The organism is Nocardiopsis mangrovi, from assembly GCF_042653925.1.
GTDB classification, from domain to species: Bacteria; Actinomycetota; Actinomycetes; order Streptosporangiales; family Streptosporangiaceae; genus Nocardiopsis_B; species Nocardiopsis_B mangrovi.
Genome location: NZ_JBHSFQ010000018.1, coordinates 86078 through 101165 on the forward strand (window position 1 = coordinate 86078; position 15088 = coordinate 101165).

Annotated in this window: 8 protein-coding genes and 1 tRNA gene; 7 read left to right on the forward strand and 2 right to left on the reverse strand. The window is 73.0% G+C overall.

What is annotated here, in order from left to right; translation table 11 throughout:
- Positions 1-54 precede the first annotated feature (54 nt).
- Positions 55-1596, forward strand: a complete 1542-nt coding sequence (locus ACFO4E_RS18400) for a hypothetical protein (RefSeq protein WP_378576441.1) — start codon at positions 55-57, stop codon at positions 1594-1596.
- A 180-nt stretch (positions 1597-1776) separates the two neighbouring features.
- Here the strand turns inward: ACFO4E_RS18400 and ACFO4E_RS18405 are convergent, their stop codons facing one another.
- On the reverse strand, positions 1777-1968 hold the full coding sequence (locus ACFO4E_RS18405) for a hypothetical protein (RefSeq protein ID WP_378576443.1): 192 nt from the start codon (positions 1966-1968) through the stop codon (positions 1777-1779).
- Positions 1969-2215: 247 nt separating this feature from the next.
- A complete protein-coding gene (locus ACFO4E_RS18410; protein ID WP_378576445.1) occupies positions 2216-2401 on the reverse strand; it encodes a DUF5703 family protein in 186 nt (61 codons plus the stop codon).
- Positions 2402-2644: 243 nt separating this feature from the next.
- Between ACFO4E_RS18410 and topA the strand changes: the two genes are divergently transcribed.
- The 6 genes from topA to ACFO4E_RS18440 all read left to right on the forward strand — a co-directional run bounded on the left by topA (position 2645) and on the right by ACFO4E_RS18440 (position 14935).
- Positions 2645-5455, forward strand: a complete 2811-nt coding sequence (topA, locus tag ACFO4E_RS18415) for a type I DNA topoisomerase (protein ID WP_378576447.1) — start codon at positions 2645-2647, stop codon at positions 5453-5455.
- 512 nt (positions 5456-5967) lie between these two features.
- A complete protein-coding gene (gene tmk, locus ACFO4E_RS18420) occupies positions 5968-8265 on the forward strand; it encodes a dTMP kinase (protein ID WP_378576449.1) in 2298 nt (765 codons plus the stop codon).
- A gap of 177 nt (positions 8266-8442) precedes the next feature.
- Positions 8443-9612, forward strand: a complete 1170-nt coding sequence (locus ACFO4E_RS18425; RefSeq protein WP_378576450.1) for a DNA polymerase III subunit delta' — start codon at positions 8443-8445, stop codon at positions 9610-9612.
- A gap of 103 nt (positions 9613-9715) precedes the next feature.
- Positions 9716-11251, forward strand: coding sequence for an alpha/beta hydrolase (locus tag ACFO4E_RS18430; protein ID WP_378576452.1), 1536 nt, complete (start codon positions 9716-9718; stop codon positions 11249-11251).
- Positions 11252-11342: 91 nt separating this feature from the next.
- A tRNA-Thr gene (locus tag ACFO4E_RS18435) sits at positions 11343-11415 on the forward strand.
- A 232-nt stretch (positions 11416-11647) separates the two neighbouring features.
- Entirely contained in the window at positions 11648-14935 is a 3288-nt protein-coding gene (locus ACFO4E_RS18440) for an AAA family ATPase (protein ID WP_378576454.1), read from the forward strand.
- The last annotated feature ends 153 nt before the right edge of the window (positions 14936-15088 follow it).

Here is a 15088-nt window from a genome sequence, read left to right on the forward strand (position 1 = left end):
CCTCGCACGACTCCATCTCATCCACACGTTGATCCGCTTCGAAAGGACTTCCACATGCCTACGTGGGTCCGAACCTCCGCCAGGGCCGCGTTGCTGACAGCCGGCTTCGTCGCCCTGGGCGCGGGGGTCTCCTACGCCGACAGCAGCCCCAGTACCTCTGGGAACGGCTCGCTGCTGGGCGGCAACCAGCTGCTCGCCGACCTGGACGTGCCCGTCAACGCCGCAGGAAACGCCATCGGCGTGCTCGGCAACGCCGGCGCCTCCGCCGATCGCACGGCGGCGCTGGTCGCCGAGTCCACCGAGGAGGTCAGCACCTCCGGCAACGGTTCGCTGCTCGGCGGCAACCAGGCCGTCATCGACGCCGACGTCCCCGTCAACGCCGTGGGCAACGCCATCGCGGTGCTGGGCAACGCGGGTGCCGACGCCGACTCGTCCGGCGCGGCGGTCGTCGAAGAGGACGACCACCACCACGACCACCACCACGGCCACCACCATGGCCACCACGGCCACGGCCACGAGGGCGGCCCCGAGCGCCTGCACGACCGCGCCGAGAGCACCGAGCGCGAGCACCAGCTGAGCGACGCCGACGTGCTCGCCCAGGTCGACAGCGCACTGGCGACCACCGAGTACACGGTCGCCCAGCTGGCGCCCAAGCCCCCGGTGTTCCAGGGCGGCGACTACGTCACCCACCAGTCCGCCCCCGCCGCACCCACCACCGATCTGTCCTCGATCGCCGAGGCCGCCAGCGGCCTCACGCGCCCGCTGGAGATCCAGCCCGGCGCGCTGCAGGCCGGGCCGACGGCGCCCCAGTCGGCGCCCGCCGAGCAGGGGACCGCGGAGGTCGTCCGCCAGTCGGCGCCCGGCCACCACGGCCACGGACACGAGGGCCACCACGGCCACGACGGCCGCGAGGTCTCCACGAGCGGCAACGCGTCGCTCCTGGGCGGCAACCAGGCCGTCATCGACGCCGACGTCCCGGTGAACCTCGCGGGTAACGCCATCGGCGCGATCGGGAGCGCGGGCGCGTCCGCCGATCGCACGGCGGCGCTGGTCGCCGAGGACGGCGAGGACGTCAGCACCTCCGGCAACGCGTCGCTGCTGGGCGGCAACCAGCTGGTGGCCGACCTGGACGTGCCCGTCAACGCCGTCGGCAACGCCATCGCGGTCCTGGGCAACGCCGGCGCCGCGGGGAACGACAGCGGCGCGGCCGTCATCGAGCACCAGCGCGCGGAGAACGGCGCGGTCCAGAGCAACACCACCGGGGTCGAGCACCACGCCGCCGCGGAGCGCGGCGCGGAGGGCGGGCTGCCCGAGCTGCCCGCGCCCGCGCTTCCGGCGCCGAAGGTGCGGCCCCTGGCCGCCGAGCAGTCTCCCGCGGCGCCGGCGGCGTCGCAGCCGCAGGGCACCAACGAGCTGGGCCTGCCGGAAGTGGCGCTGGAGGACGTGCCCGTGGTGCGGACGCTGCCCGCCCCGACGCCCGAGGCGGTGGCCGGGCAGGCGCGCATGCTGTCGGGCGAGCTGTCCGGGCTCGCCGACGCCACCGAGGGCCAGGACGCGGACCCGTTGGGGCCGGTCACCGGCGCCCTGGGTCTGTAGCCGGGCCGCACGACTTCCACGGTGATCCGGGAGGACACGCCGACCGTGCTGGTCACACGGTTTGCGAGGGCCTCTACGGGTCACCTGGATAACGCAGTGCCGCCGGGCTCCTTCGGGGCGCGGGATGGGCACGGCGGAGTGGGAAACCGGTGCGCGGTGCGCCGGCCCGTCGCCTCGAAGTCAATGGTCGTGGTGGACTCTCGGCGGGGTGACGGGTTCGGCGGCCGTGCCGCCGGACGCAGGATCGAGCAGTACCCGCGGTAACACGCGGTATCGGAAGTACCAGCAGTACCAGCAGTACCAGCAGTACCAGCAGTACCAGCAGTACCAGCAGTACCAGCAGGACGGCGGTAACGCAGTACCCGGCGGCACGCAGGCGCCGCCGGCCAGGGAGCAGTCGAAGCAGGGACCGGCACGCGGGCCGGACGCCCGCTTCCCCGCTGACAATGGTCGTGGTGGACTCAGCGCGGGGCGGCGGGTGTGACGACCGTGACGCCGACACAGCGGGTCCCCCCGGAATATTCCGGGGGGACCCGCCGCTTGCTGTCAGGGGACGGGCGTTGCCCGCCCGGCCGCCGGTCGGAGCGGCGCGACCCGGCACGGTAGTCTGTGTCGGAAATCACATTATGCGGAGTTGGCGGATGATCTTGCGGCGCAGGGTAATGAGCCGGCTGCCATCCGGGTAGAGCCGCACACGGGCGAGCTCCCATCTCCCGTACTCGGCGTGTTCGGTCAGGGCCTGGCGGGCGGAGCCGCGTGAGGTGCCTCTCGGAAGCCGCAGCTCCCGGTATTCGTACTCGAGCATTGCGCTTATTCTGCGACTGCCGACGGGGTTCGTGCCATAGCGTTCGTACAGGTGGGTTACCAGCGTGACGCAGACGGGGAAATTCCATGGGTCCCCCTTGGGGCCGTCCGGCCGTTTCGACCGCGCCGCTCGGGAAGCGAACGCCGAAGTCGTCGGTTACCGTCAGTTGCTGGGGGACCGATGGCTCGCGGTCCGGTAGATCGTCGCACAGAGACAGCACAAGGCTAGATGTAGGGGAAGAGCGTGCCACCCAAGAAGGGCAGCGTCGGCGAGAACGGCTCGAAGGAAACGGGACACAAGGGCGGCGGCAACCGCCTGGTCATCGTCGAGTCGCCGGCCAAGGCCAAGACCATCGCCGGCTACCTCGGCCGGGGATACGTCGTGGAGTCCAGCATCGGCCACATCCGCGACCTCCCCAACAAGGCCGCGGAGATCCCGGCCCGGTACAAGGGCGAACCCTGGGCGCGGCTGGGAGTCAACGTCGACAACGCCTTCGAGCCGCTCTACGTCATCAACTCCGACAAGAAGGCGCACGTCAAGAAGCTCAAGGAGCTGATGGCCGACGCCGACGAGCTCTACCTCGCGACGGATGAGGACCGCGAGGGCGAGGCGATCGCCTGGCACCTGCGTGAAGAGCTCAACCCGAAGATCCCGGTCAAGCGCATGGTGTTCAACGAGATCACCAAGGACGCCATCCGGCGCGCCGCGGAGAACACCCGCGACCTCAACCTGCGCCTGGTCAACGCCCAGGAGACCCGCCGTATCCTCGACCGCCTCTACGGCTACGAGGTGTCCCCGGTGCTGTGGAAGAAGGTCATGCCGAAGCTCTCGGCCGGCCGGGTGCAGTCGGTGGCGACCCGCCTGGTCGTCGAGCGCGAGCGGGAGCGCATCGCGTTCACGTCGGCCGAGTACTGGGGCCTCAAGGCGGTCTTCGACGCCATGGGCGGGGCTCCGGCCGAGGACCCCTCCACGTTCGTCGCGCACCTGGTGTCGGTCGACGGCGCCCGCGTGGCCGTGGGCCGCGACTTCACCGCCCAGGGCGTCCTGCGCTCGACCGAGGGCATGCTGCACCTCGACGAGTCCGCCGCCCGGGCGCTGTCCGCCCGCCTCGAAGGCGCCGCCTACGCCGTGCGGTCGGTCGAGCGCAAGCCCTACAAGCGCTCGCCCTACGCCCCGTTCCGCACCACCACCCTCCAGCAGGAGGCGTCCCGCAAGCTCAACCTGTCGGCGAAGCAGACCATGCAGGTGGCGCAGCGGCTCTACGAGAACGGCTTCATCACCTACATGCGTACCGACAGCACCACGCTGTCGGACAGCGCCGTCGCCGCGGCCCGCGACCAGGCGGCCCGCCTGTACGGCGCCGACCACGTGCCCGCCAAGCCGCGCGTCTACGCCAGCAAGGTCAAGAACGCGCAGGAGGCCCACGAGGCGATCCGCCCCGCCGGCGACTCCTTCCGCACGCCCGCCGAGACCGGGCTGAGCGGCGCGGAGTTCCGGCTCTACGAACTGATCTGGAAGCGCACCGTCGCCTCGCAGATGAAGGACGCCGTCGGCGAGTCCGTCACGGTGCGGGTCGCCGGCACCTCCAGCACGGGCGAGCTGGCCGAGTTCACCGCCACCGGCAAGATCATCACCTTCCACGGGTTCCTCAAGGCCTACGTCGAGGGCGCCGACGACCCCAACGCCGAACTCGACGACCGCGAGCGCCGGCTGCCCCCGGTCGACGAGGGCGACCCGCTCAAGGCCGAGCAGATCGAGGCCGAGGGCCACAGCACCCGCCCGCCGGCGCGCTACACCGAGGCCAGCCTGGTCAAGGAGCTGGAGGACCGCGAGATCGGCCGGCCCTCCACCTACGCGTCGATCATCGGCACCATCCTCGACCGCGGCTACGTGTTCAAGAAGGGCTCGGCGCTGGTGCCGTCCTTCCTGGCGTTCGCCGTGGTGCAGCTGCTGGAGCGGCACTTCGGCAACCTGGTCGACTACGACTTCACCGCGCGCATGGAGGACATGCTCGACGACATCGCGCGCGGCGAGACCGAGAGCGTGCCGTGGCTGCGCCGCTTCTACTTCGGCTCGGGCGGGGAGACCGGCCTCAAGGAGCTGGTCGGCGACCAGCTCGGCGAGATCGACCCCAAGGAGGTCAGCTCCTTCCCGCTGCCCGGTACCGACATCATGATCCGGGTCGGCCGCTACGGCCCCTACATGGAGCGCGACGGAGCGCGGGTGAACGTGCCCGAGGACCTCGCCCCCGATGAACTGACCGAGGAGAAGGCCGAGGAGCTGTTCGCCCAGCCCAGCGGCGACCGCGAACTGGGCACCGACCCGGAGACCGGGCGCGCGGTCGTGGCGCGCAACGGCCGGTTCGGCCCCTATGTCACCGAGGTCCTGGAGGAGCCCGCCGCCGATGCCGAGGGCAAGCCCAAGGCGAAGTCGAAGGCGGCGGTGAAGCCGCGCACCGGGTCGCTGCTGAAGTCGATGTCCCTCGACACCGTCACCCTTGAGGACGCGCTGAAGCTGCTGTCGCTGCCGCGCGTGGTCGGCGAGATCGACGGCGAGCCTGTCACCGCCCAGAACGGCCGGTTCGGGCCGTACCTGAAGAAGGGCACCGACAGCCGCTCGCTGGAGACCGAGGAGCAGATGTTCACGGTCACCATTGACGAGGCCAAGGAGATCTTCGCCAAGCCCAAGCAGCGGGGGCGCCGCGCCGCGGCCTCGGCCCCGCTGCGCGAGCTGGGCAAGGACGTCGCCACCGGCAGCCCGATGGTCATCAAGGACGGCAGATTCGGGCCCTACGTGACCGACGGGGAGACCAACGCCTCACTGCGCAAGGGCGACGAGGTCGCGTCGATCACGGACGAGCGCGCGTCGGAGCTGCTGGCCGAGCGCAGGGCCAAGGCCCCCGCCAAGCAGACCGCCGCGAAGAAGGCGCCGGCCAAGAAGCCGGCGGCGAAGAAGACCGCCGCGAAGTCCGCCGCGTCCGGCACCGCCAAGGCCGGCGGGGCGAGAAGGACGGCCTCCTCCAGGTCGGCGAAGGACGGCACGCCCAAGTCGTAGCCCCGTTCCCGGGCACCGGCCGCCGCTCTCCGCGGACGGCCGCCCCGGGGGCCCGGGGCCCGCGTCCTCGGGCGGCGCCGCCCGAGGGCCCGTCCGCTGCGGCCGTTCACCGTTTTCGCCCGCCGCCCGTCCGCCGCTCCGCTCGCGGGGTGTCTTCGGGCGGGGTCGTGTGCGCTCGCCTGGTGCACGGGGTCGCAGGTCAGCGCTTCGCGGGCGGGGGAACGCCCACTCCGCCCGTTCGCTCCGCCCGCGCGCGGGGGGTGGCGCTATCGTCCGCCCGGCAGTACAGTTCCGCGGACATAGGATCCGCGGACGCGGCGGTCGCCGCCTCCTTACGAGCCGGGGCGGGCCCGCCCCGATGCGTCGCGGATCACCCCAGGTCCATCCCGATGACGGCCCTCGCGCCCCGCCCGGGACCATCCCCTCCGCCGGGTGACGCGCCCGTCTCCGCCCCCGTCCCGCAACCCCGTCCGCACGCCGTTCTAGACCGGAACCGTCGATAACCTTTCGCTATGAGCAGATCTGCACCCCTAGGAGCGCCGGGCGAGGCGCGCAGTGTCCTTGCGAACAAGCCGTTCCGCCGCCTGTGGATCTCGCTGTCGCTCTCCAGCCTCGGCGACTGGCTCAGCCTGCTGGCCTTGATCTCGCTGGCCACGATCCTCACGCAGGACTCCGCCCCCCTGGTCCAGTACTTCGCCGTCAGCGGCGTCGTGGCCCTCAAGCTCGCCCCCCCGATCGTGCTCAGCCCCCTGGCGGGGCTGCTCGTCGACCGCGTCGACCGCCGGCTGACCATGGTCGTCGGCCACGTCCTGCGCGGCCTCCTCTACATCTCCATCCCGATCGTCGGCGAACTGTGGTGGCTGCTCGCCGCCACCTTCCTGGCCGAGGTCGCCGCCCTGTTCTGGGCCCCGGCCAAGGACGCCACCGTCCCCGGCCTCGTGCCGAAGAAGCAGCTGGCGCAGGCCGAGAAGGTCAGCCTGCTGAGCACCTACGGCGCCGCTCCGGTGGCGGCCGGGCTGTTCGCGGTGCTGGCGTCGGTCAGCTCCCTGCTCGGCGGGCTGATCCCGTCGATGGGGTCGCCCGAGGCCGACGTCGCCCTCTACATCAACGGTGTCATGTTCTTCGCGGCCGCGGCCGTCGTCTGGGGGGTGCCGGTCCCCAAGCGGGAGGCCCCCGCCTCCGCCGCCCCCGCGGCCCCGGCACCGGCCGCGCCTCCGGCGCCGCAGGTCCCCTTCGACGACCCCAACGCCCGTACCGCGCCCATCCCCGACCCCAACGCCCGCACGGCGGAGATCCCCGCCTCCGGCGACCCGATCGCGGCCACCGTCGAGACGCCGGTGCTGCCCGACCCGGCCGAGCTGGCCGCCGAGCAGGCCAGGGCCAAGGCCGCCGCCAAGGCGGAGTGGCAGAAGAACCGCTTCCGGCCCGAGAACGTGCTCCGCACCCTCTGGGAGGGCCGGCGCTACGCCAAGGCCGCCCCGCTGGTGCGCGGGCTGCTCCTGGGCATGCTGGCCGCGTTCGCCGCGGGCGGCGCGGTGGTCGGTGTGGCCCGTGTGCTCGTCGAGCGCCTGGGCGCCGGCAACGCCGGGTTCGGCGTGCTCTTCTGCGCGGTCTCCGCCGGGATGGCCTTCGGCGTGTTCGCCGGCCCGCGGGTCCTGCGCGACTTCAGCCGGCGCCGGCTGTTCGGCCTGAGCATCGGTGTCTCGGGCGTGGCCCTGCTGTTCGCCGGGCTCATCCCCGACGTGGTGATGGCGGCCGTGCTGACCTTCGTCGTCGGTGCCGGCGCGGGTATCGCCTGGGCGATCGGCCTGGCGATCCTGGGCCACGAGGTCGAGGACGACTCGCGCGACCGCGCCTTCGGGTTCCTGCACGCCGCGGCGCGTGTGGTGCTGCTGGTGTCGGCGGCGGTCGGCCCGCTGGTCGCCGGAGTCATCGGCGACCACGGGTTCCAGGTGGGCGAGCTCGCCTACGACTTCTTCGGCACCGCCGCGGTGCTCATCATCGCCGCGCTGCTGACGCTGGCCGTGGCGTTCGTCTCCTACCGGCAGGTGGCCGAGGAGACCGAGGTCCCGCTGTTCACCGAGCTGGTCGCCGCGCTGCGCGGCGTTCCGGTGGCCACCGAGAAGGACGAGGAGCGGCTTCCGGGCACCTTCATCGTCCTGGAGGGCGGCGAGGGCGCCGGCAAGTCCACCCAGGCCGGCCAGCTGGCCGTGTGGCTGCGCGACGAGGGCTTCGAGGTGGTCGCCACCCGCGAACCGGGGTCGACCAAGCTCGGCATGCGGCTGCGCGCGCTCCTGCTCGACAAGGAGCACACGGGCATGTCGCCGCGGGCCGAGGCCCTGCTGTACGCGGCCGACCGGGCCGACCACGTCGGCGAGGTCATCCTGCCCGCGCTGCGCCGCGGCGCCATCGTGATCAGCGACCGCTACATCGACTCCACGCTGGCCTACCAGGGGGCCGGCCGTGAGCTCGACTCCGCCGAGATCGAGCGGGTCAACACCTGGGCCACCGACGGCCTCATTCCGCACCTGACCGTTCTGCTGGACGTCCCGCCGGACGAGGGCCTGGCCCGCCTGGGCGGGTCCACCGACCGCATCGAGTCGGAGTCCGCGGAGTTCCACACCCGGGTGCGCAAGGGCTTCCGGGAGCTGGCCGAGCGCGACTCCGGCCGCTATCTCGTGCTCGACGCCCGTGAGCCGCAGGAGCAGATCCTCCGCGAGATCCAGCGGCGGGTCCGCCCGCTGCTGCCCGACCCGGTCCCGCAGGACGCCGAGGCGATCACCGGGATGATGCCGATCATCAGGGACTGACACCGCCCGTCGGGTGCCGATGGCACCTCCGGCACCGCGCGCCCCGGGACGGCCACCGTCCCGGGGCGTTCGCGTTGCCCGGCCGTTCCGGCGGCGCCGCGGATTCCGCCCGTTCCGGGTGTCCCGTCTGCACGGTCGGCCCACGGCCGTCGTCCGTTCCTCTTATGCTGGGGCACGATGAGCGTCTTCGACGACCTGGTGGGCCAGGACACGGTGGCCGGGCAGCTCGGCGCCGCCGCGGCCGCGGCGGCCGACCGGCTGGCCGGCGGTTCCGGCGGCGGCATGACCCACGCCTGGCTGTTCACCGGCCCCCCGGGGTCCGGGCGGGCCGAGGCGGCACGGGCCTTCGCCGCCGCCTTGCAATGCCCCGATGGCGGGTGCGGCCACTGCGACTCCTGCCACCAGGTGCTCGCCGGAACCCACCCCGACGTCCTCTACGTGCGCCCCAGCGGACTGAGCTTCGGCGTCGACAAGACCCGCGACCTCGTGCTGCGCTCGGCCTCGCGGCCCACCGGCGGGCGGTTCCGGGTGGTGCTGTTCGAGGACGCCGACCGCGCCACCGAGGCCGCGTCCAACGCCCTGCTCAAGGCGGTCGAGGAACCGTCCCCGCGCACGGTGTGGCTGCTGTGCACGCCCACCGCCGAGGACCTGCTCGTCACCATCCGCTCCCGCTGCCGCCTGGTCACCCTGCGCACCCCGCCCACCCGCGCGGTGGTCGACGCCCTGGTCCGCGACGGCGTCGACCCCGGCACCGCGGCCGAGGCGGCGCGGGCCGCGGCCGGGCAGGTCGAGCGGGCCCGGCGGCTGGCCACCGATCCCGACGCGCGTGAGCGCCGCTCGGAGGTGCTGTCCATCCCCGCGCGCCTCGACGGCATCGGCTCCTGCGTGTCGGCCGCGGCGCGCCTGTACGAGCTCGCCGAGTCCGAGGCCAAGGCCATCACCGGGGCACTGGACGACCAGGAGCGCTCCGACCTCAAGGCGGCGTTCGGGGAGGGCTCCACCGGCAAGGGCGTGGCCAAGGCGGTACGCGGTGCCGCGGGCGCGCTGAAGGACCTGGAGGAGCGGCAGAAGCGCCGGGCCACCAGGATCAAGCGCGACACCTACGACCTCGCCCTGATGGATCTCGTGGCGTTCTACCGCGATGTGCTGGCGATCCAGATGGGCGCCCGCGTGGAACTGTCCACCGGCACCCACGAGGCCGACCTCACCCGGGTCGCGGGCGCCTCGACCCCCCGGGCCACCCTGCGCCGGATCGACGCGATCATGGAGTGCCGCGGGCGCATCGGCGCCAACGTGCACCCGCAGATCGCCATGGAGGCCATGACCGCGGCGCTGTACCTGGGATGACGTCGCCGACAACGGACCCGGGCCGGCGCGCGAGCGGGTCGCGGCCGGGACACGCGGGACCGGATCCCCTCCGGCCCGCCGACACCGATGAGGACGGGGTTGCGTGAACACGACGCGATGGGCGCGCGGCGCCGTGCCGGCGGTGCTGGCCGCTCTCCTGGCGGCGGGATGCGCCCCCGCCCCCTCCGGCGGTCCGGAAGGGGAGGAGGGCGATCCGCTCGCGGAGTTCCACGGCCAGGAGATCTCCTGGGAGGAATGCGACGCCGGGTTCGAGTGCGGCGCCTTCGAGGTGCCGCTCGACTACGAGGACCCGGGCGGGCCGCGGTTGGAGATCGCGGTCAAGCGGCTGCCCGCCGCGGGCGCGCGCGAGGGCTCGCTGGTCGTCAACCCCGGCGGGCCCGGCGGGTCGGGCTACGACTACGCCGGCTCGGCCACCGGGATCGTCAGCGAGCAGGTCCGCGAGCGCTACGACGTCGTCGGCTTCGACCCGCGGGGCGTGGGCCGCAGCTCCCCGGTCACCTGCCTGGACCGCGAGGACCTCGACGACTTCCTCGGCGCCGAGTACGACAGCGAGGACGGCGACGTCGCGGAGCTGACCGACGAGGGCCTGCGCCAGGTGGAGCAGGGCAACCGCGAGTTCGTCGACGCCTGCTGGGAGTCCTCGGGCGACCTCATGCCGCACATGGGCACCGCCGACGTCGCCCGGGACATGGACGTGCTGCGCGCGGTGCTCGGCGACGACCGCCTCACCTACCTCGGCAAGTCCTACGGCACCTACATCGGCACGCTCTACGCCGACCTGTTCCCCGACCGGGCGCGCGCGCTCGTGCTCGACGGCGCCGTGGACCCGTCGGTGAACCAGCTGGAGCTGAGCGTGCAGCAGGCGAGCGGGTTCGAGACCGCCCTGCGGGCGTTCATCACCGACTGCCTGCGCCGGTCCGACTGCCCGCTCGGCGGCCCGGACGACACCGTCGAATCGGCGACCGAACGGATCGAGGGGCTGCTCTCCGGCGCCGCCCGCGAGCCGCTGCGCAACGACCTCGGCGACGGCCGCGAGGTCAACCGCACCCGGGCCGAGACCGGCATCGTGGCCGCCCTCTACAGCGAGAGCTTCTGGCCGCAGGTGCGCACCGCGCTCGCCGACGCCTTCGAGGGCGACGGCACCGCCCTGCTGCGCCTCGGCGACCGCCTCTACGACCGGGACTCGGAACGGGCGTATGAGAACTCCACCGCCGCGCTCGTCGCGGTCAACTGCGCCGACCACCCCAGCCCGCGCGACATCGACGCCTACGAGGAGGCGGCGGCCGAGGCCGCGGCGGAGTCCCCCATCTTCGGGCCGACCCTCGCCTGGGGTGCGCTGCCGTGCGCGTACTGGCCGCAGGAGGCGGTGGCGGAACCGGCGCCCCTGACAGGGGCGGGCGCCGACCCGATCCTGGTCGTGGGGACAACGCGCGACCCCGCGACGCCTTACGCGTGGTCCGAGGCCCTGGCCGGGCGGCTGGAATCGGGGGTGCTGCTGACCCGCGAGGGAGACGGGCACACCGCCTACCGGACCGGCGACGCGTGCGTCGACGCGGCGGTGGACGCCTACCTGCTCGACGGAGAGGTCCCCGAGGACGGCACGGTGTGCCCGGAATGAGAGGGGCGGCGTGCCGCCGCACGGTGCCGGGCGGTCGCGGAACCCGCTAGAATGGTGCCGCTCCGTGCGAACGGGGCTGCATCCGGGTAGCGCCGCCTTAGCTCAGTCGGCAGAGCGATTCACTCGTAATGAATAGGTCGTCGGTTCGATTCCGACAGGCGGCTCGGATGAGGGTCCGGACCAGGTCGCGGAAGCGGCCGGGTACCGGGCCCTTCGTCGTTTCCGGGCCTGGTCCCGGGCCTGCCGCTCCTCCCGTCGGCCCCTTCGGGCGGCGACCCGCCCGGAGAGCTGAAACAGCCTGGCCGCAACGTCGATACGGTACATATCGCACGGCTCGCACTGTTCGAAGCCCACGCCGCCGGTGCGGCCGGGCACTGCGCCCCGAGGAGCGTGAGGATGCAAACGGTCCGGGTGTCACAGGGCGGCGACCCGTGGGCGTTTCCGAGCCTGGCACAGGCGCTCGCGACACCTTCCTACGCCGATTCCGACCTGTACATCCACGTCGATCCGGGCCACTACATCGAGCCGGGCCTGACGATCGACCGGAACGTCATCATCGTTCCCGCCGCCGGCCCGGGCACCGTGACGATCACCCGCGGCGGGGACGGCAACGCCTTCCGGGTCTTCGGCCGGCTGGAGACCTACACCCTGACCGTCCGCGGCGACAGCGCCGAATACCCGGTGGTCTACGTCGACCCGGGGGCATCGCTCAAGGCGGTCGGCTGCACGTTCACGGCACACCACGACGTCACGGCCAAGGACGCCTGGATGGACCTGGAGGGGTGCGCGTTCATCGGCTCCGGCGCCGACTTCCTCGGCTCGGGCGGATCTGCGTCGGGGTGCCGGTTCGACATGGCCAGGCTCGCCGTCAGCGCCGGGGGATCGCCGGTCGTCAGGGACTGCGAGTTCACCGGGTACCGCGGGAACCACACGGTCTACATCATCGGCGGGTCACCGGTGATCCGCGACAGCCGGATCAGCGGCGGCAACGCCGCCTCGTCCGCCGTCTACATCGGAGAGAAGTCGACGGCGGAGCTGCACAACTGTGAGATCACCGGCGGCAGCGGACAGCCGGTCCACGTCACCGGGTCGGCGGCCGCCCTCAGCGGCTGCCGGGTCACCGGCGGCGGAGAGGGCCGCAACAGCGTCCACGTCGCGCAGGCCGGCAACGCCGTCCTCACCGACTGCGACATCACGGACTCGCCCAATGCCGGGGTGATGTGCCACGAAGCCGACCTGGTCTGCACGGACGTGCGGATCACCCGTCCCGCCGCCACCGGGGTCAGCGTCATCGACGGCACGGCCCGGCTGACGGGGACCCACATCTCCGGCACGGGGAACAACGGTGTCGTCCTCCAGGACGCCCGGGTGACGGCCTCCGGCCTGCGCGTCCAGGGCGCGGGCAACCCCGACCACGCCGGCGTCCACGTGCGCCGCGCCCGGCTGGAACTGCGCAACGCCGAGATCACCGGCAGTCCCGCGACGGCCGTCCGGGTCGACGACGCCTCCACCGTCACCATGGAATCCGTGGTGGTCAAGGACACCGGGTACGGGATCGACGCGCTGGGCTCCACGCTCAAACTCATCGACGTCCACGTGGAGTCGTGCACCGAGATGGGGATCTCCGTCCGCGAGGCGGGCCACGCCGACATCGTCCGCTCCACCCTGACCGCGTGCGCCAGGGAGGGGATCCTCGTCGATCACGCCACCCTCCGGCTGCGCGACTCGACCGTGACCGGCCGCATGGGCATCGGCGTCGCCGCCACCGGCGAGAGCACGGTCACCATCGAGGGCTGCACCGTCTCGGGCTCCAGCCGCTCCGCCGCCTACCTCGACGACGGCAGCCGCCTCCAGTTCATCGGGTGCACCCTGGAGGTCGACGAAGGCCTGGTCATCGAGGGCGAGCACCATCCCGGGCTGCGCCTGGAGCGCACCGAGGTCACCGGGGCCGCCGGGCGGGTCCGGGCCAGGGCCGACGCCGCGGCCCAGGCGCGCGCCGGCGGCGCGCCGCAGCCGCTGCCCGAGCTGCTGGCCGAACTCGACGCCATGATCGGGCTGGAGGGGGTGAAGCGGGAGGTCCGCGCCCTCGTCAGCTTCCAGCAGGTCAGCGAGAAGCGGCGCGAGGCCGGGCTGCCCGCGCTCAGCGTCGGCCGCCACCTCGTCTTCTCGGGCCCGCCCGGCACCGGCAAGACCACGGTCGCGCGGCTGTACGGGCGCATCCTGCGCTCGCTGGGGGTGCTGGAGCAGGGCCGCTTCATCGAGGCGTCGCGCGCCGACCTGGTGGCCGAACACCTGGGCGGCACCACCAAGAAGACCGCGGACCTGTTCGCCAAGGCCCGCGGCGGCGTGCTCTTCATCGACGAGGCGTACACGCTCTCCCGCAGGTTCGGCTCCGGCTCGGATTTCGGCCAGGAGGCGATCGACACCCTCATCAAGCTGATGGAGGACATGCGCGACGAGGTCGTCGTGGTCTTCGCCGGGTACTCCAGCGAGATGCGGGAGTTCGTCGGAGCCAACCCCGGGCTCAGGTCGCGGATCTCCCGCGTCATCGACTTCGAGAACTACAGCCCCGATGACCTCTCCGTCATCGCCGCGGGCATGGCGCACCGGCAGGGGTACGTGTTCGACGACGGCGTCGCCGACCTGTTCACCCGGCACTTCCGGCGCATGCACCGCGACGAGACGTTCGGCAACGGCCGTGAGGCCCGGCGCATCTTCGAGGCGGCGATCCAGCGCCAGGCCGTCCGGCTCTCCCAGGAGGGCGCGGTCCTCGACGCCGATAGCCTGGCCCTGCTCACCGCCGCCGACCTGGAGGGGATCATCGAGACCGGGCTCGCCTCGCGGGTCGGCGCGCCGCGTGACCGCGAGCAGGCCGCCGCCCTGCTCGGCCGGCTCGACGCCATGGTCGGCCTGGCCGAGGCCAAGCGCGAGGTCGCCGACCTGATCAACCTCATCTCGGCGTCGCGGCGCCGGCAGGCCGCCGGGCTCCAGGCGGCGTCCCCGTCGCGGCACCTCGTCTTCGCCGGGCCGCCGGGCACCGGCAAGACCACGGTCGCGCGGATCTACGGGGAGCTGCTGGCCGCGCTGGGGGTGCTCGCCCAGGGGCAGGTGGTCGAGGCCAGCCGGGCCGACCTGGTCGGGCGCTATGTGGGGGAGACCGCCCAGCTCACCCGCCAGGTCTTCGACAGCGCGCGCGGCGGGGTGCTGTTCATCGACGAGGCCTACGCCCTGGCGCGCGAGGGCGCCAGCGGGCACGACTTCGGCCGCGAGGCCGTGGACACCCTGATCAAGCTCATGGAGGACCACCGCGACGAGGTCGTGGTGATCGCGGCCGGCTACACCGGGGAGATGCTCGGCTTCCTGGCCACCAACCCGGGTCTGGCCTCGCGGTTCTCCCGCACGATCACCTTCGCTCCGTTCACGGCCGCCGAGCTGGTCGACATCTTCCGCGGCATGGCGGGGGCGGGCGACTTCGCCGTGCCCGACGAGACCGCCGACACGGTGGCCGCATACCTGGCGGCGCACGCCGACCGGTTCGCCGACGGCAACGGGCGCGAGGTCCGCAAGCTGGTGGAGGCGGGCATCACCCGCCAGTCCCGCCGGATCGAGCGCCTGGCCGCCGGCCGGGAGCCGTCGGTCGACGAGCTGAGGACCCTGCTGCCCGAGGACATCGGCGCGGACTGAGCGGCGTGCGCGGGCGGCCCCGCCGCTCGTCGCGCCGGTCCGCCGGTCCGTCGACCCGCCGCGGGCTGCTCGCGGGTCGCCGCGCCCCTCGCCGCGGCTTCGGGAGAACCGGCCGTATCGGGGGTGGAGGTGCACAGGGCGCGATCCGACGGG